This is a genomic window from Priestia endophytica, from assembly GCF_026790145.1.
In the GTDB taxonomy this organism is placed as follows: Bacteria; Bacillota; Bacilli; order Bacillales; family Bacillaceae_H; genus Bacillus_I; species Bacillus_I endophytica_A.
On the sequence record NZ_JALAMS010000039.1, the window covers coordinates 54,141 to 76,024 of the forward strand.

The following is a 21,884-nucleotide window of genomic DNA, read 5'->3' on the forward strand; positions in this document are numbered from 1 at the left end:
TGACAATACTTGAATATAACATTAATATACCCGAGTAGTCTATAAAATTTTTTCAGCAAAAAACAGGGATGTTTTTTTAGCTATTAGAACAATACAAGCACTATTTTTAGGTTACTTACTATTATAAAAAGGAGCGAGGAAATATGATAGCAAGGGAAGAAAATCTCGTTACAACAGAACAACGAACTTCTTGGACGATCCTAAAGCAGACAGTGAAAACTGGAATTATTAAATCAAATTTAATTACAATGCTTGCTGGACTTACATTAGCTCTCTCTACGTATAATCTCACGCTAATTGATAAGTTACCAGAGCTTTTGTTTGCTTTGGTAGGATCCATCTTTGTTATGGGTGCGGCAGGAGCTTTAAACAACCTCTATGACCGCGATATTGACTCTTTAATGAAACGTACTCAAGATAGACCAACTGTAACGGGTGAAATTAAGACAGGCACAGTATTATGGCTCGGCATTTCTTTAGCTGTACTTGGCTTAATAGCTTTAGCTTTAGCAACACCAATGGCCGCTCTTTTTGGCTTTCTTGGACTGTTTTTCTATCTTGTGCCTTATACAATGTGGAGCAAGCGCAGAACAATTTACAACACAGAGATCGGTAGTATTTCAGGTGCAACTCCTCCATTAATTGGTTGGGCTGCAATTAGTCAGGACGTAACAAATCCAGCTATTATTGGACTTTTTGTGATTACACTGATTTGGCAAATGCCTCACTTCTATGCAATTGCGATACGTAAACATGATGACTATAAAGCAGCAAATGTTCCAATGCTTCCAGTTGTAAAAGGATTTAAAAGAACATATGTGCAAACAAACGTATATCTTGTTGTTCTTATAGCTACAAGCTTTCTCTTCCTTCCATTAAGCTTAGGGCTTACAATTGTCTCTCTCATTTTAGGTCTTTTATGGCTAGGACTAAGCTTGTTTGGTTATAAGAAAATGAACGGAGAAAAATGGGCAACATCAATGTTTATTTTCTCTCTTGTTCACATGACATTGTTGTTCTCAACAGTTATTGTTTACTCACTAATTGGGATGTTTGTCTAATACATCTTCCTACATGTATATATTATTTTCTAACAAGTAAGCATTTCTTGATCTTCCTAGGAATAGGTTACATAAGTGACTATTCAATTTCTAGGGGATAAGGAGGATCTTACTTGTTTTTTTATACATATGTGGGCAAACCAAAACTTAAATCGGCTCCTTCTTATATTCATAACACTCCTCCTAAAGATTTACGGCCACATACTATATAAATATAAAAAGCGTGGAAAACTTTCTTGTTCTCCACGCTTTTTTACTTTCCTATTATGTCTAATGAAACTTCTTTACTAACATTAATAACCGAGTAATGGGTTTGAAACTTGTTAATTGTAACTGGATATAATGAATTTCCTTTTTGAACGAGAAGTGATTTGCCTTTAATGATAGAATAGCCATGCTCTTCTAAGAGAGTAAAGAAAGGAGTAGGATCATCTCCTTCTACAAGAAATTCTGTATCGTTATTAATATTTTTCATAGCACTAATTTCATCCCCCTTTAATTCTAGTTCATACAGGGAATGCAGAGCTTCAAGTGGCCTTTTATTGCCAAAAAGCTCATTCCAGTTGAACCAAACTAGAAGAGTAAACACAGGGGTAAGGATGATAAGTAATGTCGTTGCTAAAATGCTTAGCTTAGCTATTCTTTTCACTTATATTCTCCTTTAACATTTCTTTGAATTCAATAATATTGTCTACTTTAATAGCTACTCTTTTATAGTTTTTCTTTATTCCTAAAAATAATGTTGCTTAAACTGGCACATCTAACCCTAGCACAAGGTTCGAATAAACTTTTTCAAAATCATGAGCAATAAATTCAATGGTTTCTTTCGTCACTTTCTTCTCTAACTGTTCTTTTTCTTCTATTACACGAACAATAGTGTGAAGAGGAACCTTCATTCTTCTTATAAGACCAAGTGAAAGGTAGATGTTATCTTTTCCAATATGTGCAGGGTTAAATCTTACGGCTTGCAAATCACCTATAAAAAAGAATAGAGAGTAAATATTTAAAAGCAGAAGAATAACAGATAGCATAACGGACTTTTCATGAAGCCACCAATGAATACCAAGTGTCTCAATTACAATTGCATGAATCATCATAATTCGAAAAGGAACCAAACTGGACTTTCTATAGATCGTAAATTGATTTTCTATATATGTGGGTGTTTTTCTCCAAAAGAAAAATGCATAATAAAACATAAGTAATTCAGAGAAAAGAATGTGCAGAATTGGGTTTCTTCCTCCATTTCTCTTTATTTCATAATCAAAGGAAGCAAGAAGTGGAAGTTCACTTTTAGACGCTGATGAGAAAATTCTAGGAGTGTTTTTTAAAAATTTGGCAATCAAAAAGAGTTCAAAAAGAATCAAAAGAATTTCTATCCCTAAACCTATTTCAGTTACTCACTCGAAAGAACCTAAGTACTGAACTGGAATCAGGAGACGAGCTACAATTAATCCTAGTGGAATAACAATTAAAAGATGTTTAATATGCCTTTTCTCAATTAGGAAGAAAACTAACAATGGAGAATTAATATTGTCCTGTAATACGGACAAACCGAATTGGGACTGATATAACAAAAGATTTGATGTGATAACAAGCAGTAATAAACTAAGTAAAGCTTTATGCTTCAATTGCGATTGAATAACCATAAAGCATGCCTCTTTTCTACAGGTGAAGTAGGAAGTTAACGGTTTCTTACTACTATGCCATACGTCATTTGAACAGCAATAAGTAAAATGGTCATTAAGACGATAGAAAAAATTTGCGAATGACCTGAGACAGCTGTATAAAACACAGAAGCCATAATGCACATATACAGAAAAGGAATAAGCAGTTGATATGCCTTATGTAACCCTTCCAACACAACAAATTTTTCTCCATCATCCATCACATCCAACATATCTTCAGAATTGCTTGGAAACTCTCGTTCGGGATATACTTTCTTTCCGCTCGAAAAGGCCAAGCCAGCTGCAGTGACACTACCAATAATTAAGAAAAAAGCGTTCAAGGCTAACCAAGGATTTGAATCTCTAAACCATATAAATCCTAATCCAAGAGCAAGAATAGATAAAGTAATTGAAACATTTGAGCATACCGTCATATCAGCAAAAAGGCGATATTTCTTCACTTCTATTTCATCCTCTTGTTCCTCATCTAATGAGACTACAAGCAAGTTCTTCATCTTTATAAATTGAAAAATAACTACAACAATAAAAATGACATTTAATGCTAGAAGAGCATACATTACATTTTCCTCAGAGCTCCAAATCCTTTCTACAATATGTTCATTATCTGTAAAGTATAGAACAAAAAAAGCAACAAGCCCAATAGGAAAAAGACTAGATGCAATCATACTGATTCCTTTCACAACTCATCCTCCTCAAATATAAAAATATTTTCAATTGGCTCTCTAAAAAGACGAGATAATCGAACGGCAATAAGCAAAGACGGCATATATTCTTCACGTTCAATAAGACTTACAGTTTGGCGTGAAATTTTAGCTCTCTTTGCAAGCTCCGTTTGATTCCACCCTTCTCGTGCCCGAAGTTCCTTTAAACGACTTTTCACTTGTATCTTCCTCCTCAAACCCAATATATAACATATTTTTCCTTTTGACAACTATAATAGTCAAAATTATAAATATCATAGTCAAAATTCACAATAAAAAATCCTGTATAAAACTTTATACAGGATTGACTATGGTATTAATTTTTCCAATATCCCTGAACTCTTCTTTATTTTCAATCACATGTGTTAGCTCATGACACTTTATAATCTTTCCATTAATTAGTGTGAAAATAGCAATAACTTCTACCTTTCCTTTTTCACCCGTTTTCTTCTCTACATTAACGTCGTATCTTAATGTTGCAGCTCCTTCTTTCTCATCATATAAAAAGTGATAAAAAGGTGATTGAGAAAGAGATTTTACAATGCTTTTTAACGTAAGTAAGTGGTTTAAAAACCCATTTAAGTTGGACTGTACTCCGTCTGTTACTTGGATATAATCTGGTGAGAAATACTGAGAAACTTTATTAACATTTAAATCTAATAAGACGTCTTTATACATGTTCGACAAAAACGTATATACTTCATTTTTATTCATTTTCTATTCTCCTCACTAATTGTTTCTGTCCACCTTTTTAAGAACTTTGTAATCACAGTAAGCTCTTCTTTATTGAATTCCTCAAACAAATCATAATATCTTTGTTCTGCTTTCATATGTAGCTCTTCATGTAAAAGAGCTAGCTTTTTTCCTTCATCTGTTAAACAATAATAAATAGATTTCCGATCGCCTTCTTTATACTTTCGAACAATCATCTCTTTCTCTAATAAAAGTTTTACCGCTTTTGTAACTGCAGGCTTTGTAATATGTAGATTTCTAGAGAGAAAGGTGTTGTTTGCTTCTGTTGGATAATCTGAAATAAGCGCTAAAATATGCAGCTGAGTGAGCGTCCATTTCCCTTTTAATTCATCTATTACAGTTGAAGACTTCGCTACTTTCTCTTTCTGGATAATAAACTGTTCAATGGCTTTTAATGCTTCTTGTTTTTGTGTAGAATTCATTTCTCTCCCCCTAAAATTATTAACTGGTTAATAATTTTAGTTTACTGGTTAACTTTAATGAAGTCAATTTTAATATAAAAAACCAACTCCTTATTGGAGGTTTTATTAACTGGGATTATATTATTGGTATTCCTTCTAATAAAAAAGGACGTCCACTTTAAAAGTAGACGTCTTTTCTTTCTAGTTATGAAGCAAATGCAGGCAAAAATCTAAGTCTTTTTGCAAGTGACTCCTCATCAGTTCTGCTGCTTTATCCATTTCTCGATCCCTAATTGCTTGATAAATCTCTTCATGTTCCTCAATAAGGAACGGTCTGTTATAAGAAACAACCGTTCGGCGGAAAAGATAGATGATAGACTGCATCCGATCAATTGTATCAATTAGTACCTCATTTCCACTTTTTTGAACGATAATTTGATGAAAACGTTCATTTGCTTCCATAATTTCTTCATATGAACCATTCTTTCCTGTTTCTACGCATTGAAGCAAAGCATCTAGGTCCTCTTGTGAGGCATATGTTGCTGCACTTTTAGCTGCATGACCCTCTAGGAGCATGCGTACCTGGAAAATATCGCGTAAGTTCTTTTCCGTTGGTTTTAGAACTTTCTTCTTCACAATAAGCCCTTCATATTCTAATCTTCTAATGGATTCTCGAATAGGGGTGCGGCTAAATCCTAAATCATTAGCCAATTTTTCTTCGGTGATCTTTGTACCGCTCGCTAATTCACCACTCAATATCTTATCTCGAATAAGTTCATATGATTGATGATTTGCTTTCTTCTTTTCATTCATCAATGTTAATCCACCTTTTGTTTATAAAAAATTCCCTTCACTCATGGAATGGCTAGTTTCCTTAATCATACCAAAAATAAAGTAAAAGACAATCATATCCCTCCCTTTAGCACCAACAAAAAGAATACAAAACGAAAATAAATGTATACATTTTTAATAAAATTGTATACAAAAATGAAGATTTATGTTTAAATAATTATTGAAAACGGATACAACAAAATGAACTAAGTTCGGAGGTTGTTAAAATGAAAAAGCAAATTGGATTTATCGGTTTAGGGATTATGGGAAAACCGATGGCACTTAACTTATTAAAAGCAGGGCAAACAGTTATTGCCTACGATATAAATAAAGAAGCAGTACAAGAGGTTGTTAGCTTAGGCGGAGTAGACGCTACATCTCTTGAGGAAGTAGCAAAGCAAAGTGATGTCATTATTACAATGCTTCCAAGTGCCAAACATGTTAAAGAAGTTGTGCTTAGGGAAGATGGACTTATTCATTACGCAAAAGCAGGAACAATTATAATTGATATGAGCTCTCTATCTCCCGTAGACAGTCTTGAAATTGCGACAGCTCTTGAGCAGAAAGAGATGGCTATGCTTGATGCCCCTGTTAGTGGTGGAGAACCAAAAGCAATTGATGGAACACTTTCTATTATGGTCGGTGGAAAGCCAGAGCATTTTGAAAGCGTTAAACCTATTTTTGATACGCTAGGTGAAAATACGATCCTGGTTGGAGACAATGGAAGCGGTGCTACAGCAAAGCTTGCAAATCAGGTTATCGTAAACTTGAACATTGCTGCTATGTCTGAAGCACTTGTGCTAGCTACAAAAGCAGGAATTGACGTAAAAAAAATGTATGAAGCCATCCGTGGAGGGCTTGCAGGAAGCGCTGTTCTGGACGCTAAAGTTCCGCTCATTTTAGAACGAAATTTCGTACCAGGTGGACGAATTGATATTAACATGAAAGACATTACAAATGTAATGGATACTGCTCATAGTATTGGTGTCCCCCTCCCGCTTACAAGTCAGCTTCTTGAGATTTTCCACGCCTTAACAGTAGATGGAAAATCAAGGGATGATCATGGAGGCATTGTTCAATATTATGAAAAGCTAGCAAATGTAGAAGTTGGAGGGAAGAACGTTGAAAGTACAAAACTCTAAACAATTAAGAGAAGTAAAATCTACTTTAAACAACATCCCATCTCTCGAAACATCCAAAGTGCAAAAACAGCTTCAAGGCGAGCTTTCAACATTAAACAAGAAAATCATTGTCCTTGATGATGATCCAACAGGTGTTCAAACAGTAAACAATATTTCTGTTTACACAGATTGGTCAGTAGAAAGCATTAAAAAAGGGTTTTTAGAAAAAAACAGCATGTTTTTTATCCTTACAAATTCACGAGCTTTTTCCGCTTCTAAAACAGAAGAAGAACACCAAAAGATTGCTGAACATATCGCAATAGTTGCGAAGGAGTTAAATAAGGAGTTCATCATTATAAGCCGTGGTGATTCAACCCTTCGAGGTCATTACCCACTTGAAACTGAAGTATTAAAAGAAACAGTGGAAAACAAAACAAACCTGACGTTTGATGGTGAAGTTATTTTCCCTTTCTTTAAAGAAGGCGGCCGCTACACTATCGATAATATTCACTATGTTCAAGATGGAGAAACTCTTGTACCTGCTGGTGAAACTGAATTTGCTAAAGACCGCACATTCGGTTATAAAAGCTCTCATCTAGGAGAGTGGATTGAAGAAAAAACGGAGGGCAGGTTTACAGCAGAAAACGCAACATATTTAACATTAGAACATATTCGAGCATTGGACATTGACTATCTTACAGAACAGCTCCTCAAAGTAAAAGACTTCAATAAAGTTATTGTAAATGCTGTAGAGTATGTTGATGTAATGGTCGTAACAATTGCCCTTATTAGAGCTATGAAAAACGGCAAAAATTATATGTTCCGCACTGCTGCTGCCATTACAAAAATTATTGGTGGAGTAGCTGACCGTGGTTTACTAACGAAAAGTGAACTTGTTGAATCATCTGAACATGGTGGCCTTATTTTAATCGGTTCTCATGTACAAAAAACAACTCAGCAACTTGAGCAGTTAAAACAATGTGAGTTCATCAACTTCATCCAATTTGATACACATCTTGTCTTACATGCTGAAGAATTTGAAAAAGAACGAGACCGTGTTTTACATCAATGTGAACAGCTCATTGCTGATGGAAAGACAGTAGCTGTTTATACACGAAGAGAACGACTTGATCTTGGAGAAAACAAAAAAGAAGAGGAGCTTGAGCTTTCTGTTAAGATTTCAGAAGCTGTTACAAGCATTGTCAAACTCTTAAAAGTGAAGCCTCGATTTATCATTGCTAAAGGTGGAATAACATCTAGTGACATTGGAGTTAATGGTCTTTCTGTACAGCGTGCTACTGTTGCAGGTCAAATTAAACCAGGTATCCCCGTTTGGTTAACAGGTGAAGAAAGTAAATTCCCGCACATGGCTTATATTATCTTCCCTGGAAATGTTGGAGAAGTTTCTACATTAAGAGAAGTTGTCGAAATGCTTTCATAATGATAAAAGGCATCTATTAGGCTGCTAGTTTAATAGATGCTATATCTTACAACTTAGGAGGTACAACATGCCTATTGTTATCATCTGTATTGGAGTAGCCTTACTTCTACTTCTTATCACAGTTTTCAGATTGAATGCGTTTATCTCTCTTATCATTGTTTCCATTCTAGTTGGAATTATGGAGGGAATGGCTCCTCTTGAAGCACTAGAATCTGTAAAAGATGGATTAGGGGCAACGCTTGGGGATTTAGCTCTTGTTCTTGGCTTTGGAACAATGCTTGGGAAGTTAATGGCTGATTCTGGTGGAGCTCAGCGTATTGCAGATACGTTAATCGCTAAGTTTGGAGAAAATAGAGTTCAGCTTGCGACCGTTATTACTGCTTTTGTTGTTGGGATTGCTTTGTTTTATGAAACCGGATTCATCGTACTCATTCCACTTGTTTTTACAGTTGCTATTAGCGCTGGATTACCTGTTTTATATATTGGAATGCCCGTTGTAGCCGCTCTCATTACGGTGCATGGATTCGTTCCTCCGCACCCAGGACCGACAGCTATTGCAGTCATTTTCCATGCAAACATTGGCAAAATGTTGCTCGTTGGCATCCTGACAGCTATTCCTGCTGTGTTAATCGGTGGCGTTTTATATACAAAAATGTTCAAAAAGGAAAATCTACACTGTAATATTCCAAAAGAGCTTTTCAATCCAAAAAAGCTTACTGATAAAGAAATGCCTGGATTTGGAGTTAGCGTTTTCACTTCTCTAATTCCTGTTATTTTAATGTTTATCCATGCATTTGTTGAGATCTTTTTCCCAAAATCTCCTTTATTACACTATGTCGGTTTTATCGGCGACCCAGCAATTGCTTTATTAATTGCCGTTCTTCTTGGAATCTTTACCTTTGGACTTCATAAAGGGAAAACAATGGACTCTGTCATGAAAACGATAACAGAATCTATCACATCCATTGCGATGATTCTGCTTATTATCGGTGGAGGCGGAGCATTTAAACAAATTTTAATTGATAGTAAAGTTGATCAATACATTGCTCATCTTATGGAAGGAACGAATCTTTCTCCCCTCCTGCTCACATGGTTAATTGCAGCCATTCTTCGTGTTTCTCTTGGTTCTGCGACAGTAGCAGGCCTAACTGCAGCAGGAATTGCGGCCCCGCTTGTAAATGTTTCAGGAGTTAGCCCTGAGCTTATGGCATTAGCTGCTGGGGCTGGTAGTATTACGTTTTCACATGTAAATGATGCAGGATTTTGGATTTATAAAGAGTACTTTAATTTATCCATTGGACAAACGATTAAAACATGGTCTGTTATGGTTACGATCATTTCACTCGTTGGATTAGGGTGTGTGCTCCTGCTAAATATATTTATGTAATTTCCTCATAAAAAGGCAGCTATCAAGCTGCCTTTTTATTTTATCCAATAAACTATACTCCCCCTGCTCCTGATACAAGGAGCAGGCCAAATAGAAAGGCCACTGACCTAAAAACCATTTGGTAGCTTCTTGGTTTAACGATTTTTTTACAACACCAGAGGAGAGCAACGGATGGTAAAGTTACAAGAGTTAATGTGCCACTCTCCCATAATAGAGTATTGAAAAACTTATCATCAAATTGTTTTGAAAGAGCATCTGAAAAAGCTGGGTAACTTAAAGCAAGCAGTAAAAGGCACATGATTAATTTTACAAACATCAACAAATCTTTCCGTTCTAAATTAACGTTCTATTTGTGAATCAAAAGGCACTTCCGCTGCTTCTTTTGGAGTACGAAAAGCAATGAAAAACCACATAAAGTTAACCATAAAAGATAAGATACATGTTGCAATAATTTCAATTAAATATGGAAAAGGAGAAGTTCCTAAACTCATCAAGAGTACAGATGCAATAACGACAATATGAGTAAGAATTCCCATGCTACAGAGAATAGCCATAACAATGGTCATTCCTTTAACATTTATAATATATAACAAAAGGGGAACAAGATAGAAAGCAAGAATCATCCCAATAGCTGACCATATTCCTGCTGTTCCAAATTCATTAGCATGCTCTCCTCCAGTATCAGATAAAGGTGAGAGTGAAGTAAAAACGATGAGGAGACAATACAAAACAGCAGAAAGGATTGTTGTAATAATAACTCCATTTTTTGAGGACTTTTCGATCATTAAAAGCTACTCCTTTTCTATTATTAATTTTAAATATCGACTTATTTTTCTTCTTACTATTACTTACGAATGAAAGGTAAAGTTGTTTCAATAAATATCCTTTTTATCCAAACAACTGTAAATAAGTTGAATTTTTAAAAGAAGATAGAAAAAGAGCTGTCTTTTTACAAAAAGACAGCTTAACTTACGACAGCACTACAATGACCTGCAACAACTTGAAGTGTCCCATTTTGTTCTTTCCATACTCTTGAATAACTCATCTCGTGATTGATTTCTTGCTCTCCGACTGTTCCTTGAAGGAATGCTTTGGTAGAGGTAACAGCGACATCTCCTAAAAGCTTTATCACTTGCTCTCCAATCTCAATATTTGAGAATTTTAGGATTTCAGAACGGTGAGCAGCAAGATCATCTTGTTTTGTTAAAAATTGTCCAAAATGATTTACAAATACTAATTCGTCAGCAAGAAGAGCCTCAAGACTTTCTACATCCCCTTCAACCATAGCTACTCGTAGTTTTTCTTCATACTGCTCAACTCTAGCCTTATTCATTATTTCTTTCGTCATAAACATACTATAGGGATCTTCTGTATACTGTGCAAAAGGGGCACAGTAACGAAATCCAAAGTTTTCATAAAGCTTTCTTGCTGGGATAAAAGCCTCCATTGCTCCTGTTTCCAAACTGACTCTACTATAGCCTCTTTTGCTTGCTTCCTCTAGAATATGTTGAAGCATTCTCTTTCCTGCACCTTTTCTTCGATGAACAGCTGCCGTTCGCATTGATTTAATCTCTCCGTGATTTTCATCAAGCTCTTTTAATGCTCCACACCCAAGCAACTCTCCATTTTCCCAGATGCTCCAGAATGTAATATCGTTTGTTTTTAACTTCGCGACATCTAAAGCATGGATACTTTCTGGTGGAGAATGCTCTGTCATATTGTTCAGATGTTCTGAAATAAGCTCTTTGACCCTAACATCTTCTAAATCATCTTTCTTGATATTCAATTCCTCACTCCTTACCGCACAGAAGTACTCGTTAAAAGTAGATCATATAACTCATCAAGTTTTGCGATTTCGTATGTTGGAACAATTCCTTTATTGCTTTTTCCTTCCTGATTAAACCAACATGTATCAATCCCGGCAGCAAGCCCGCCTTTAATATCTGCACTCAGTGAATCACCAATAATTAACATCTGCGCTAAATTATGTCCTTGTATTCTTTTAAATACATAATTAAAGTATTCTTTCATTGGCTTCTGAAATCCTGTATCTTCAGAAACAAAAATATCTTTAAAAAATGGATAAAGCTTCGAGTCCTTGAGGCGTTTGTATTGGGTTGAAGAAATGCCATTCGTAACAACGTATAAGTCGTAGTACTTGGAGAGTTTTTCAATTAAAGAAAAGGCTCCATCAATCAGGTCATGTCCCTGTTCTAAATAACTTTTGTAACTCTCTTGTAGACGTGTTCCATCTGCTTCTTTTCCGTACTCCTTTAACAAAAGTGAGAACCTTGTATTAACAACTTCATCACGCGCTAATTCTCCGTTCTCATACGCTTGCCAAAGACGGTCATTAATCTCCTTATAGCGAACTTTTACGTCTTCTGTTAAAGGAAAGCCTTGTTCTTTGAAAAGAAGCGATAATGCCTGTTTCTCAGCTGCTTTAAAGTCTAATAATGTTTCATCTACATCAAATAAAAGTGTTTTATATACCTTCATGTTCCCATCTCCAGTTTGTTTATTATTTACTCTTTTATTAGAACAGAAGATGAAAGTTTTGAAAACTATAATAACCCTCCCTTTAGAAAAAGAAGGGTTATTATAGTTTCTTATAATCAGGCAAATAAGCTGGAATAGGTGTATTTAACATGGAAACTAGATTTTAATGTGGATTATTTTGAGAGAAAACTTGCAAAAAAACAGACTAGACGCTTTTGTCTAGTCTGTTTTTCCCCTTATTCAAACCCCTTTGTTAATGTATCTGGATGTGATCCAGCACGGCTATCTTGGTTTAAGCTATCAATCTTCTCGACTTCCTCTTGGGAAAGCTCAAAATCGAAAACATCAGCGTTTTCAATAATTCGGTGCTCTTTTGTGGATTTTGGAATAGTAATCACTCCATGTTGAAGGTCCCAGCGCAAAATAACTTGGGCAACAGACTTGTTGTATTTCTCTGCAATTTTTTTTAATAAAGGCTCATCAAGAAGCTGTCCTTGTTTTAAAGGTGACCATGCTTCAAGGGCAATTCCTTGCTCTTTACAAAAAGCTAGAAGCTCTTTTTGAGTCAAATGTGGATGGAATTCAACTTGATTAACCATCGGTTTCACTTCTGCCTCACTCATTAAATCTTCTAAATGGTGAACTTGAAAGTTACTTACACCAATAGCGCGAATTTTTCCGTCTTTATAAAGTTTCTCAAAAGCTTTCCACGTGTCTTTATATTTATCTTTTCCAGGCCAGTGAATCAAATAAAGATCAAGATAATCAAGACCGAGTTTTTCCATACTTGTCTCAAAAGCTTTTAATGTCTTCTCATACCCTTGCTCACTGTTCCAGAGCTTTGTTGTTATAAAAAGATCTTCACGAGGAATTCCAGATTCCTTAATGGCTTTTCCGACTCCTTCTTCGTTTCCATAGATAGCTGCTGTATCAATGCTAATATATCCATTCCTTAGCGCTGCTTTTACAGATTCTACAACTTCTTCTCCTTCTTCTACTTTGAAAACTCCAAGTCCCATCCACGGCATTTTCACACCGTTATGTAGCGTTGTTGTGTCTTTTAAGCTATTTGGCATCTCTTATTCCTCCTAGATTTTAATATTTTTCTTTACCCCAAATTATTACAAGTTAACATATTCAACACTTCTGAGTCTCCTCACCTCCTATAATAAAATTTACAAAGTTATTTCCATACTTTATCATAAAGGAAAGAATAACTTAAAACATCATAAGACTAGAACTAGCAAGTACTATACCAACTATAAAAGAGGTAGAATACAATGCCAAATGTTCAATCCGTTGAACGAGCTCTGACTATTTTAAATAAACTTTCAGAGTATCCAGAAGGAATTCAAATCACTCGCCTAGCTGAGCAAGTTGGATTAACTAAAAGTACGCTTCATCGCCTTCTAGCAACCTTATCTAACTTGAACTACGTTGTGAAAGATGAAGAAACAGACAAATATAAGCTTGGACTTCAAGTGCTCTTTCTTTCTCGAAATTTACTCAATGATTCAAGCATTGTGAGCATTGCAAGACCTTATCTAAGAAAACTAGGTCAAGAAGTAAATGAGACTATTCATTTATGTATTGAAGATAATGGAGAAGTTCTTTATATTGATAAAATTGAAAGCAACCAGGCTGTACAAATGTATTCTCGTATTGGCAGTAGAGCGCCTGTTTACTGCACAGGTGTTGGAAAAGTACTTTTATCTGATATGAATGAAAAGCGGGTAAATGAGATTCTTGCTCATACCGAATTCATCTCCAAAACACCTACAACTATCACTTCAAAAGAAGCTTTGCTAGCTGAAATTAAACAAGTGAACAAGCAAGGTTATGCGTTAGACAATGCTGAAAATGAAGCTGTTATAAGGTGTATTGCAGCTCCTATTTATGATCATACAGGACATATTGTTGCAAGTTTCAGCATCTCAGGTCCAAGCAATAGAGTGACGGAGGAAGCTATCCAAACCAACCTTATTGATAAAGTGAAACAATATACAAAGGAAATCTCAAAAAATTTAGGTTATCAAGGCACTTATAAATAAAAAGGCATCCTCAAAAGGCGAGAATGCCTTTTTATCCAGGAAACTATGACTGAGCTAGCGAATCTTTCATAATTTTATCAAGCTCTTGCCTATGAGGAAGCCCTTCATTATCTCCCGGTGACATAACAGCAAGCGCTCCTGTTACGGTTCCTCGCTTTACAGCTTCATCTAAAGGTTGCCCTTCTAACAAAGCACTTACAACTCCTACAGCAAAAGCATCTCCTGCTCCTACTGTATCTACAACTTCTTTAACAGAAAAACCATCTGTATAAAAAGATTTACCTTGAGAACTTGTAAAAGCTCCCTTCGGTCCAAGCTTAATAACAACTGTTTGTACTCCTTCCTCGTGATAGAAGTTAGCAATATCTTGTTCATTTTCTTTTCCTGTTAAAAGTCTTCCTTCCTCAATTCCCGGGAAGATGATATCAGCCTGAAAAGCAAGCTCGTTAATAATTTTAATCATTTCATCCTTACTGTCCCAAAGACCATAACGCAAATTTGTGTCATACGAAATTTGAACTCCTTTTGCTTTAGCTAATTTAATAAGCTCAAAAATCATCTCTCGACATCCTAAAGATAAAGCAGGAGGAATCCCTGTTAAATGAAGGTGATCAAAACTTGCTAAGTCTAAATTTTTAAGAGTATCAGTATCCATATGAGAAGCAGCAGAATTTTTTCGAGCTGAGAAAACATCAGGATCGCCACTTTTTACTTTCTGTTTCCACTGCATGCCTGTTGAATACTGTTGTTCATATTGAATAAGTGATGTATTAATTCCATTATGTTTAAGAAACTTCTCGATATATGTTCCAAATGGATCTTTCCCTAGCTTCGTAATATATGTCACACTATGATCTAAACGAGCCATCCCAATTGAGAAGTTTACTTCAGCACCTGCTACATAGCGACTGAAATACTCAACATCTTCTAGTGGCCCTTCCTGCTCTGCGACAAATAAAGCCATTGGCTCTCCTACTGTTAAGATTCTACTCATCTTCCTTAAACCCTCCCTTTAGCTGAATTGCTTATAGTGCGCTTGTGTTATTTGTTTGCTCTCCAACAGATACTCCTTTTTTCTTATTCATATATTTCGCCCAATATGCGGTGATAATAGGAACCAGAATAGATGTAACAATAACGGAAGCAGCAACAAGAGCTGTAGCAGATTGAGCTACGGACATAAATTCTGGCTTAATACTTGCGATAATCATCGGATTTGCAACAGCTGCTCCTGCTGTACTTGATGCCGCAATTCCTGCTGTACCGTTTCCTCCTCCGATAAACTTGTCTGCTAGCATAAGTGGAACTCCTGTCACAACAATAACAAGCAGTCCCATCACAACCCCAAGAAGTCCTGTTTCTACAATTACGCCAAGATCTATCGTATTTCCTAGGGCAAAACCGAAGAATGGAATCATTGTATGTGTTGCTTTACTAAAAAAGGTTCGAAAATCATTATCTATATTTCCAAGCACAAAACCAATTAAGAAAGGTAAAACAGCTCCAACAAATGTCTGTGGTTCAAATGCAGCCAGCCCTGTTGTACCAAGGATCAGCATTGTAACAAGAGGACCGGACTCAAGCGACATTAGTACAAATGCACCTGCTTCTTCTTTCGTCCCGTATTGTTGCATAATTGATGCATAAAGTCCCCCATTTGTCATATCCATCATTGAAACTAAAGCAAGCACAGAAAGCCCTGTAAAGAAGCCTGATTGAACTCCTCCATCTGGAATAAGCAAAGCGGCAATCACTGCTACAACCCAAGCAACAGCAATTTTTGTGACAACGAGTGTACCAGATTTTCTAAGAACTATCCCTGTAGCCTTTATATTGATTCCTGCTCCCATACAGAAGAACCAAACAGCTAGGATTGGAACAGTACCTGTCATTAATCCATTTGTAAAGGACCCAAAATATTCACCAGATTTCGGGGCAAATGTGTGGATAACAGCTCCAAGAAAAAGCGGCACAAGCATAAGACCACCAGGAATCTTTTCAATCGTCTTCATAATTTTCATCATCATTTACCTCACTCTTCTTTTTAATAGGGGTAAACATTAGGAAATTAAGATTTTAGATGTGATGCTTTTCTAGGGGGCATGTTCGTATAAGATTTCTTTTAGATAAATGACGGTTTCTACAACTTCAGATGAACGAATCTTTAATTTCCTTGTTACAACAACATAGGATTATGATTGCTCGTAACAAATGTAGGGTCATCACTCTTTTCTACTAGCCAAACATCTATTAAGGCTCTATCATTTTTCTTCTCTCCTTGCTTCTAATGGTTTCTTGAATATAGAAATGAATTGCAAAAGACATTTTATAAAGCGCTTTCAAAAAAGTATCCAAACGCACTTTTGTTCCGCATTATGATACGTCGTTCCATAATATAATTATAGCGCTTCCATATCTAAATATCCAGCTTATAGTTTAAATTATTAGAAAATTCAATATAAAAAAAGCCAGCGCAACAAGCACTGACTTTTTTTATATTGAATGTTTACCAAGATGAATTTTCTTCAATCCATGTTTCATAATCATATGCATCATCTTGATTTAGTTTCTTCCCATCAATATAAATATCCTTCCATTCATAGAGTTGTTTATCTAAGTAAACGTTGAATGTAATAAGGACATTTTCTTTTTCAGCATAATCATATCCTGAGAATTCAACAACATAATGACGTCCTCTTTTTTCTACATATGTCCACTTTGAATCATCATTGTAGGCTTCAAGCGTTACCCCTTCGTCACTAGAGCTAACAATTGATTTTACATTAGCTTTTGTTGGTATATAAGACAGACAAGTACCTGCCCCTAGAAACACAGCAAGAGCAAGAGCTGTTAGTCCAAGTGCAACGCCAATATGTGTACCACCTTTTGTTTGAAAATAAGCTTCTCTTCTTATTTCAGGAAGCTCTTCTGCTTTTGATAAAATGTTCATCACTTGTTTGTAATACCAACCATTAGCACACATGCCAATAACAAGTGAGCAAATCAGATAAAACACAACATCTGACCACAGTGGGATTTCAACTAAAAAAGATAAAGAAAACCAAATAAGTTCAAGGCCACAAAAGATGTAGAATTGTTTGTACATTTTTCGATATGCAAACCATAATGTATTTAGAAAAAAAGCCGCCCAGTTCCATGAAAAACCGCTTGCTGGGTCAAACTTTTTGGCCCATTTCAAGTCGTAGAATCTTGTGTTTCTACGAACAACTTGATGCTGCTCTTCAAATGACACAGGCTCTTTTATGATATCTTCGTCCAACATTATTTCCATTTCTCCTCTTCCATCTAATAGAAAATCATAGCCCTATCATTATACATGAATATTACCGTTTTGATAGCATTTCACACTAAAGAAACCTTCCTTATTTCTAGGAGGAATAACAGGGTCAAATGTCTGGACTAAAGAATAACTTATAAAGTTTTTTCCCTATGTCTGGGTTTTTTGTTATCAAAGACGTTTCTCTTTGAAGATGAAAATCCTCAATTGGAAGAGCCTTAATATTTGAACGTCCAATATCTTTCGTAAAAATTTCCGGAAGGATAGAAATGCCTAAGTTTGCAGAAATAAAACCGATAATGCTCTGAGCAAACTCGATTTCACTGCTAACTCTAAGATTGATACCATGATGCTCATATTCTTTCTCCACAAGCGTTCTTACATCACATCCTGAAGGGAGAACAACAATCTTCTCTTGCTGAAACTCTGAAAAAGACACGCTCTTTTTCCCAGCAAGCGGATGTTGTTCATTTACAAAAAGATAAAAGGGCTCCTTTAGTAATCCCTTACTCCAATGCGAATGTTGAACTGCTCGGTCATCAAAAAGAGCAGCATCAATTTCATTATTGTCTAGCTGTGTTAGCAAATCTTTATAGTGATGCCCAATCTTAATATCAATGTGAGACTTTTCATCGTTAGCTAGTGCTAGCTTGTATGGTAAATAAAAAGCCGCCATGCTTTGCCATGTTCCAATAGTAATGTTCCCTTGCTCTTCAGAAGCTCTAATACTCCTTTCAACGGCATGTACTTTAGACAAGATGTCCTCACTTTCTCGAAACAATATTTCTCCTGCTTTCGTGAGCTCAACTCCTGAAGCTGAGCGAATAAATAAGGTTGCACCTAAATCCTTTTCTAGTTTTTTCATTTGCTTACTAAGTGCAGGCTGTGTCATATGCAAAGCCTCACTTGCTTTGCTTAAGCTTCTTTTTTTAGCTGTTTCTATAAAAGATTGAAGCCATTCTGTTCTCATTTTTATCACCTATAACATTTGGTTATACCCTTAGTATATAAGGGAAGTTCCCCCAAAGCAAAAATAGTGCTAGTGTAGATAATGTAGATAACAACAAGACTTATTCATACTTAGGAGGATGTACAATGTATCCAAATAAATTATATATTGATGGAAAATGGTCAACAGTAGAAAAAACAATAGATGTTATTAACCCTGCCACAAATGAAGTTATTGGAAATATTCCAAATGCAGGAGCGCAAGAGGCAAAAGCTGCTGCTGATGCCGCTCATAAAGCTTTTAAAACATGGTCTAAGAAAACAGCAAAAGAACGTAGTGCAATTTTAATGAAATGGCATGAATTAATTGAGAAAGACACAGACAACCTTGCTAAAATTATGACAACAGAACAAGGGAAACCATTAGCTCAAGCAAAAGGTGAAATTGCCTATGGAAATGATTATATCACTTGGTTTGCTGCTGAAGGTCAGCGTCTTTACGGTGAAACAATTCCAGCAAGTCATCCTAATAAACGTATTACGGTAAAAAGACAACCTGTTGGTGTTGTTGCAGCAATTACTCCTTGGAACTTCCCAGCCGCTATGATCACACGCAAAATTGCTCCAGCTCTTGCAGCAGGATGCACTATTGTTGTAAAACCATCTGAAGAAACACCATTCACAGCGTTCCGTCTTGCAGAGCTTGCAGAAGAAGCTGGTGTTCCAAACGGCGTTATTAACGTTGTAACAGGTGATGCAGCTGCAATCGGTGATACGTGGCAAAAAGATGGCCGTATTCGTAAGTTAACATTTACAGGTTCAACAGCTGTTGGTAAGCATTTAATGCGTGGTGCTGCTGATACAGTGAAAAAACTTTCTCTTGAACTTGGTGGACATGCTCCATTTATCGTAACGGAGAATGCTGATATTGATGCTGCTGTACAAGGATTAGCTGCTGCTAAATTCTCTAATGCCGGGCAAATTTGTATTTGTCCAAACCGTATTTTTGTTCACGAAAATATTGCCGAAGAATTCACAGAGAAATTTGTTGCAAAAGTGAAAGAAATTAAAGTTGGAAACGGCCTTGAAAAAGATACAAATGTTGGACCACTTATTAATCAAAAAGCTGTTGATAAAGTAGTTGCTCAAATTAAAGACGCAACTGAAAAAGGAGCTAAGGTGCTTGTAGGTGGAAATGCTATTACAGACAAAGGCGGCTCCTTTATGGAACCAACTGTTATCACAAACGTAACAGAAGATATGAAATGTATGTTTGAAGAAACATTTGGGCCACTTGCACCAATCGTAACGTTTAAAACAGCAGAAGAAGCTGTTGAACGTGCAAATAACAGTCCATATGGATTAGCAGGCTATGTGTTTACTCAAGATTTAAAAGAAGCAACATATATATCTGAAGAACTTGAATATGGAATTGTTGGTGTAAATGATGGTTCACCATCTACTGCACAAGCTCCATTTGGAGGCTTTAAAGAAAGTGGACTTGGACGTGAAGGAAGTCATTACGGCATTGAAGACTATCTTGAAGTAAAATATATTTCAACAGGGCTTTAATTCATATAAAAGGGTAAGAAGCATCTAGCTTCTTACCCTTTTTCTTATTCTTTGATTATATTATATTTCTTCAATACTTCTTCTGTAATCTGCTTAGCTTCTGCAGATGTACCATCAAGGTTAACGGCAAATGCATAATCATGTCCTTCTCTTTCAACGTACCCAACATACCATCCTTGTTCGTTCCCTTGACCTGTTTTCGCATGGATGGTGTAAGTTCTTCCTTCTTTTTGAACCATCATTCGTTTTACAGTTCTTATTACGTCTAAATCAAATGGAAGCTCTTCTTTGTACAGTTTTTCTATAAAATTCACTTGCTCTAGTGGTGAGATTTTAAGAGAGCTACTTAACCAAAACTGATCAATTCCACCGCTAATATCCTTATTCCCATAAGATATTTTCTCTATCCACTCTTTCATTCGGTCGTTTCCAATATCACGAGCCATCTCTTGATAGTACCAAACAACTGAATAACGCAAAGCAGATCCAAGCGTATGGTCTCGATTCCACTCTTCAATCTCACGCTTTTCTCCATCCCAATATTTAATATCATATTCATCCCTTACAGCTCCAACTTGCAGGCCGATAAGTGAATTTGGAATTTTGAATGTAGATTGCGGGGCAAATCTTGTTTGAGCTCTCTCTTTGTTATAAAAGAGTGTTTTTCCAGTCTTCATATCTCGGAGTACAAATGTACCGTTTTTATCATAAAAAAACTCTTCTACATTAAGCTCTTTTACATTTGAATTTTTCGCCGCATACACCCTTTGAGAAGGTTGTCCAAGAAAAACGGTCACAGTACTACAAACAAGCAAGAAAACAGTGACATAACTAATTAGTTTCTTCATCTCCACTCCACCTCACTAAAATTAATTCCACACTTATCTTACCAATTTTTCTCTATTATGAAGATGACAAATTCCTATTAAGTTCATAACATTACCATAATAAGCCTTTAAAATTGTTTCAATTGTCCAAAAGGTGGTAAAGTAAATGTAAAAGGAGTGATTCATAATGAGTAGGTCAATTCCAGAAGTTACGCTTAATGATGGTACAACAATCCCTGCTATCGGTTTTGGTACATACGCTCTTAATGGAAATGTGGGATCTAATGCGATTAAGAGTGCTATTGACATTGGATACCGCCTAATTGATACTGCTTATAACTATGAGAATGAAGGAACTGTTGGGGAAGCAATTCGCCGTAGCTCCATTCCAAGAGAACAGTTAAGAATTACATCCAAACTTCCTGGTCGTTATCATGAATATGATAAAGCTGTTACAACAATTCAAGAGTCTCTATACAGAGCTAACTTAGATTACTATGATTTATATCTTATTCACTGGCCAAACCCAAAACAAGATCACTATGTAGAAGCATGGCAAGCCCTAATTGAAGCTAAAAAATGGGGCCTTATCCGCTCAATCGGTGTTTGCAATTTCTTACCTGAACATATTGAACGACTTGAACGTGAAACAGGTGTGAAGCCAAGTATAAATCAAATTGAACTTCATCCTGCTTTTAATCAGGAATACCAACATAAATGGCATGTAGAACAGAATATAAAAACAGAATCATGGAGTCCTTTATCTCGTGCTAGCGATGTACTTCATAACGATCAACTTGCTCACATTGCCGAAAAACACAACAAAACGATCTCTCAAGTTATTTTGCGCTGGCACTATCAGCTAGGAGCAATTCCTATTCCGAAGTCAGCCTCTCCCGAACGCCAGCTTGAGAATATTTCTATCTTTGACTTTTCTCTTGATGAGAAAGATCTGAAAGAAATTGCTTCCCTTTCTCGTCCAGATGGAAGAATTAATGATCAAGATCCTGCTGTATATGAGGAATTTTAATATAGAAAAACCTTGCTTTATAAGAAGCAAGGTTTTTTAATGATGGATATGAATAGTACCTTCTTTACTCTTGATATCGGCCTTATGAGCAGCTTCACCAATGATTCCTGTTCTTACTGTTTGAGTGTGCTTTTTTTCCTGAAATCCATTCAATGCAATTGTTATACCTAAAGAAAGACTCGTAGCTTTAAGTGCTAATGAAGAGGGAGATCTCTTATAATCAACAGTAATATCACCCGATTTTGTCTGAACGATGAGTGACTTGCTTTTTCTCATTA

At 36.0% G+C, this 21,884-nt stretch carries 25 protein-coding genes and 1 pseudogene; 7 read left to right on the forward strand and 19 right to left on the reverse strand.

Annotation, left to right across the window (positions count from 1 at the left end):
* The first annotated feature begins 143 nt into the window (after positions 1-143).
* The gene (cyoE, locus tag MOC86_RS22645; protein ID WP_268586216.1) at positions 144-1,061 is read left to right on the forward strand and encodes a heme o synthase; all 918 of its coding nucleotides are present in this window, start codon (positions 144-146) and stop codon (positions 1,059-1,061) included.
* A gap of 253 nt (positions 1,062-1,314) precedes the next feature.
* Here the strand turns inward: cyoE and MOC86_RS22650 are convergent, their stop codons facing one another.
* From MOC86_RS22650 to MOC86_RS22685, 8 genes are all read right to left on the reverse strand, one after another.
* Positions 1,315-1,710 carry a hypothetical protein gene (locus tag MOC86_RS22650; RefSeq protein WP_268586217.1) on the reverse strand — a complete coding sequence of 132 codons (396 nt, stop codon included), beginning with the start codon at positions 1,708-1,710 and terminating at the stop codon, positions 1,315-1,317.
* A gap of 97 nt (positions 1,711-1,807) precedes the next feature.
* Complete coding sequence (locus MOC86_RS22655) at positions 1,808-2,425, reverse strand: hypothetical protein (RefSeq protein WP_268586218.1); 618 nt, start codon at positions 2,423-2,425, stop codon at positions 1,808-1,810.
* A 33-nt stretch (positions 2,426-2,458) separates the two neighbouring features.
* Positions 2,459-2,707 (reverse strand): hypothetical protein, encoded by a 249-nt coding sequence (locus tag MOC86_RS22660; RefSeq protein ID WP_268586219.1) that lies wholly within the window; start codon positions 2,705-2,707, stop codon positions 2,459-2,461.
* A gap of 35 nt (positions 2,708-2,742) precedes the next feature.
* A complete protein-coding gene (locus MOC86_RS22665; protein ID WP_268586220.1) occupies positions 2,743-3,426 on the reverse strand; it encodes a hypothetical protein in 684 nt (227 codons plus the stop codon).
* Positions 3,423-3,626: a helix-turn-helix transcriptional regulator gene (locus MOC86_RS22670; RefSeq protein WP_061802704.1), complete on the reverse strand. Its 204-nt coding sequence runs from the start codon at positions 3,624-3,626 to the stop codon at positions 3,423-3,425. Before MOC86_RS22670 ends, MOC86_RS22665 begins: the two co-directional genes overlap by 4 nt.
* Positions 3,627-3,741: 115 nt before the next feature.
* The gene (locus MOC86_RS22675; protein WP_268586221.1) at positions 3,742-4,161 is read right to left on the reverse strand and encodes a nuclear transport factor 2 family protein; all 420 of its coding nucleotides are present in this window, start codon (positions 4,159-4,161) and stop codon (positions 3,742-3,744) included.
* Entirely contained in the window at positions 4,158-4,622 is a 465-nt protein-coding gene (locus MOC86_RS22680; RefSeq protein WP_268586222.1) for a MarR family transcriptional regulator, read from the reverse strand. The genes MOC86_RS22675 and MOC86_RS22680 overlap by 4 nt, the downstream gene beginning before the upstream one ends.
* A gap of 180 nt (positions 4,623-4,802) precedes the next feature.
* Complete coding sequence (locus MOC86_RS22685) at positions 4,803-5,414, reverse strand: GntR family transcriptional regulator (protein ID WP_268586244.1); 612 nt, start codon at positions 5,412-5,414, stop codon at positions 4,803-4,805.
* A 245-nt stretch (positions 5,415-5,659) separates the two neighbouring features.
* Between MOC86_RS22685 and garR the strand changes: the two genes are divergently transcribed.
* The 3 genes from garR to MOC86_RS22700 all read left to right on the forward strand — a co-directional run bounded on the left by garR (position 5,660) and on the right by MOC86_RS22700 (position 9,381).
* Complete coding sequence (garR, locus tag MOC86_RS22690; protein ID WP_268586223.1) at positions 5,660-6,574, forward strand: 2-hydroxy-3-oxopropionate reductase; 915 nt, start codon at positions 5,660-5,662, stop codon at positions 6,572-6,574.
* Positions 6,555-7,994, forward strand: coding sequence for a four-carbon acid sugar kinase family protein (locus MOC86_RS22695; protein ID WP_268586224.1), 1,440 nt, complete (start codon positions 6,555-6,557; stop codon positions 7,992-7,994). Before garR ends, MOC86_RS22695 begins: the two co-directional genes overlap by 20 nt.
* Before the next feature lie 67 nt (positions 7,995-8,061).
* On the forward strand, positions 8,062-9,381 hold the full coding sequence (locus tag MOC86_RS22700; protein WP_268586225.1) for a gluconate:H+ symporter: 1,320 nt from the start codon (positions 8,062-8,064) through the stop codon (positions 9,379-9,381).
* Between the two features lie 338 nt (positions 9,382-9,719).
* Here the strand turns inward: MOC86_RS22700 and MOC86_RS22705 are convergent, their stop codons facing one another.
* The 5 genes and pseudogenes from MOC86_RS22705 to MOC86_RS22725 all read right to left on the reverse strand — a co-directional run bounded on the left by MOC86_RS22705 (position 9,720) and on the right by MOC86_RS22725 (position 12,956).
* Positions 9,720-10,166: a DUF5391 domain-containing protein gene (locus MOC86_RS22705; RefSeq protein ID WP_268586226.1), complete on the reverse strand. Its 447-nt coding sequence runs from the start codon at positions 10,164-10,166 to the stop codon at positions 9,720-9,722.
* Positions 10,167-10,345: 179 nt separating this feature from the next.
* Complete coding sequence (locus MOC86_RS22710; RefSeq protein ID WP_326847758.1) at positions 10,346-10,735, reverse strand: nuclear transport factor 2 family protein; 390 nt, start codon at positions 10,733-10,735, stop codon at positions 10,346-10,348.
* Positions 10,715-11,167: pseudogene (locus MOC86_RS22715) on the reverse strand (GNAT family N-acetyltransferase); the annotation flags it as partial. The pseudogene MOC86_RS22715 and the gene MOC86_RS22710, both read right to left, overlap by 21 nt.
* Before the next feature lie 11 nt (positions 11,168-11,178).
* Positions 11,179-11,880, reverse strand: a complete 702-nt coding sequence (locus MOC86_RS22720; protein ID WP_268586227.1) for a YjjG family noncanonical pyrimidine nucleotidase — start codon at positions 11,878-11,880, stop codon at positions 11,179-11,181.
* A gap of 236 nt (positions 11,881-12,116) precedes the next feature.
* Positions 12,117-12,956: an aldo/keto reductase gene (locus MOC86_RS22725; RefSeq protein WP_268586228.1), complete on the reverse strand. Its 840-nt coding sequence runs from the start codon at positions 12,954-12,956 to the stop codon at positions 12,117-12,119.
* A 204-nt stretch (positions 12,957-13,160) separates the two neighbouring features.
* Between MOC86_RS22725 and MOC86_RS22730 the strand changes: the two genes are divergently transcribed.
* Complete coding sequence (locus MOC86_RS22730) at positions 13,161-13,931, forward strand: IclR family transcriptional regulator (protein WP_268586229.1); 771 nt, start codon at positions 13,161-13,163, stop codon at positions 13,929-13,931.
* A 43-nt stretch (positions 13,932-13,974) separates the two neighbouring features.
* On the opposite strand, the gene MOC86_RS22735 is transcribed toward MOC86_RS22730, so the two are convergent.
* The 4 genes from MOC86_RS22735 to MOC86_RS22750 form a co-directional block, all read right to left on the reverse strand.
* Entirely contained in the window at positions 13,975-14,925 is a 951-nt protein-coding gene (locus MOC86_RS22735; protein WP_268586230.1) for a sugar kinase, read from the reverse strand.
* Positions 14,926-14,956: 31 nt separating this feature from the next.
* Positions 14,957-15,952 carry a 2-keto-3-deoxygluconate transporter gene (gene kdgT / locus MOC86_RS22740; RefSeq protein WP_268586246.1) on the reverse strand — a complete coding sequence of 332 codons (996 nt, stop codon included), beginning with the start codon at positions 15,950-15,952 and terminating at the stop codon, positions 14,957-14,959.
* 485 nt (positions 15,953-16,437) lie between these two features.
* Positions 16,438-17,223: a DUF2628 domain-containing protein gene (locus MOC86_RS22745; RefSeq protein ID WP_268586231.1), complete on the reverse strand. Its 786-nt coding sequence runs from the start codon at positions 17,221-17,223 to the stop codon at positions 16,438-16,440.
* 115 nt (positions 17,224-17,338) lie between these two features.
* Complete coding sequence (locus MOC86_RS22750; protein WP_268586232.1) at positions 17,339-18,199, reverse strand: LysR family transcriptional regulator; 861 nt, start codon at positions 18,197-18,199, stop codon at positions 17,339-17,341.
* A gap of 125 nt (positions 18,200-18,324) precedes the next feature.
* On the opposite strand from MOC86_RS22750, the gene MOC86_RS22755 reads away from it, so the two are divergent.
* Positions 18,325-19,749 carry an NAD-dependent succinate-semialdehyde dehydrogenase gene (locus tag MOC86_RS22755; RefSeq protein WP_268586233.1) on the forward strand — a complete coding sequence of 475 codons (1,425 nt, stop codon included), beginning with the start codon at positions 18,325-18,327 and terminating at the stop codon, positions 19,747-19,749.
* A gap of 44 nt (positions 19,750-19,793) precedes the next feature.
* Here the strand turns inward: MOC86_RS22755 and blaOXA are convergent, their stop codons facing one another.
* Positions 19,794-20,597 (reverse strand): class D beta-lactamase, encoded by an 804-nt coding sequence (blaOXA, locus tag MOC86_RS22760; RefSeq protein ID WP_268586234.1) that lies wholly within the window; start codon positions 20,595-20,597, stop codon positions 19,794-19,796.
* A 166-nt stretch (positions 20,598-20,763) separates the two neighbouring features.
* On the opposite strand from blaOXA, the gene MOC86_RS22765 reads away from it, so the two are divergent.
* Entirely contained in the window at positions 20,764-21,606 is an 843-nt protein-coding gene (locus tag MOC86_RS22765; protein ID WP_268586235.1) for an aldo/keto reductase, read from the forward strand.
* A 36-nt stretch (positions 21,607-21,642) separates the two neighbouring features.
* On the opposite strand, the gene MOC86_RS22770 is transcribed toward MOC86_RS22765, so the two are convergent.
* Positions 21,643-21,882: a DUF4097 family beta strand repeat-containing protein gene (locus MOC86_RS22770; RefSeq protein ID WP_268586236.1), complete on the reverse strand. Its 240-nt coding sequence runs from the start codon at positions 21,880-21,882 to the stop codon at positions 21,643-21,645.
* Positions 21,883-21,884: the final 2 nt, after the last annotated feature.

Bases quoted from the DNA above. Each gene is read 5' to 3' on its own strand.
- MOC86_RS22675 (WP_268586221.1), bottom strand. From the start codon at position 4,161: ATGAATAAAAATGAAGTATATACGTTTTTGTCGAACATGTATAAAGAC.
- MOC86_RS22765 (WP_268586235.1), top strand. From the start codon at position 20,764: ATGAGTAGGTCAATTCCAGAAGTTACGCTTAATGATGGTACAACAATC.
- MOC86_RS22730 (WP_268586229.1), top strand. From the start codon at position 13,161: ATGCCAAATGTTCAATCCGTTGAACGAGCTCTGACTATTTTAAATAAA.
- MOC86_RS22750 (WP_268586232.1), bottom strand. From the start codon at position 18,199: ATGAGAACAGAATGGCTTCAATCTTTTATAGAAACAGCTAAAAAAAGA.
- MOC86_RS22755 (WP_268586233.1), top strand. From the start codon at position 18,325: ATGTATCCAAATAAATTATATATTGATGGAAAATGGTCAACAGTAGAA.
- MOC86_RS22680 (WP_268586222.1), bottom strand. From the start codon at position 4,622: ATGAATTCTACACAAAAACAAGAAGCATTAAAAGCCATTGAACAGTTT.
- MOC86_RS22745 (WP_268586231.1), bottom strand. From the start codon at position 17,223: ATGGAAATAATGTTGGACGAAGATATCATAAAAGAGCCTGTGTCATTT.
- MOC86_RS22685 (WP_268586244.1), bottom strand. From the start codon at position 5,414: ATGAATGAAAAGAAGAAAGCAAATCATCAATCATATGAACTTATTCGA.
- MOC86_RS22705 (WP_268586226.1), bottom strand. From the start codon at position 10,166: ATGATCGAAAAGTCCTCAAAAAATGGAGTTATTATTACAACAATCCTT.
- kdgT (WP_268586246.1), bottom strand. From the start codon at position 15,952: ATGAAAATTATGAAGACGATTGAAAAGATTCCTGGTGGTCTTATGCTT.
- cyoE (WP_268586216.1), top strand. From the start codon at position 144: ATGATAGCAAGGGAAGAAAATCTCGTTACAACAGAACAACGAACTTCT.
- MOC86_RS22710 (WP_326847758.1), bottom strand. From the start codon at position 10,735: ATGTTTATGACGAAAGAAATAATGAATAAGGCTAGAGTTGAGCAGTAT.
- MOC86_RS22700 (WP_268586225.1), top strand. From the start codon at position 8,062: ATGCCTATTGTTATCATCTGTATTGGAGTAGCCTTACTTCTACTTCTT.
- MOC86_RS22735 (WP_268586230.1), bottom strand. From the start codon at position 14,925: ATGAGTAGAATCTTAACAGTAGGAGAGCCAATGGCTTTATTTGTCGCA.
- blaOXA (WP_268586234.1), bottom strand. From the start codon at position 20,597: ATGAAGAAACTAATTAGTTATGTCACTGTTTTCTTGCTTGTTTGTAGT.
- MOC86_RS22660 (WP_268586219.1), bottom strand. From the start codon at position 2,707: ATGGTTATTCAATCGCAATTGAAGCATAAAGCTTTACTTAGTTTATTA.
- MOC86_RS22770 (WP_268586236.1), bottom strand. From the start codon at position 21,882: ATGAGAAAAAGCAAGTCACTCATCGTTCAGACAAAATCGGGTGATATT.
- garR (WP_268586223.1), top strand. From the start codon at position 5,660: ATGAAAAAGCAAATTGGATTTATCGGTTTAGGGATTATGGGAAAACCG.
- MOC86_RS22725 (WP_268586228.1), bottom strand. From the start codon at position 12,956: ATGCCAAATAGCTTAAAAGACACAACAACGCTACATAACGGTGTGAAA.
- MOC86_RS22720 (WP_268586227.1), bottom strand. From the start codon at position 11,880: ATGAAGGTATATAAAACACTTTTATTTGATGTAGATGAAACATTATTA.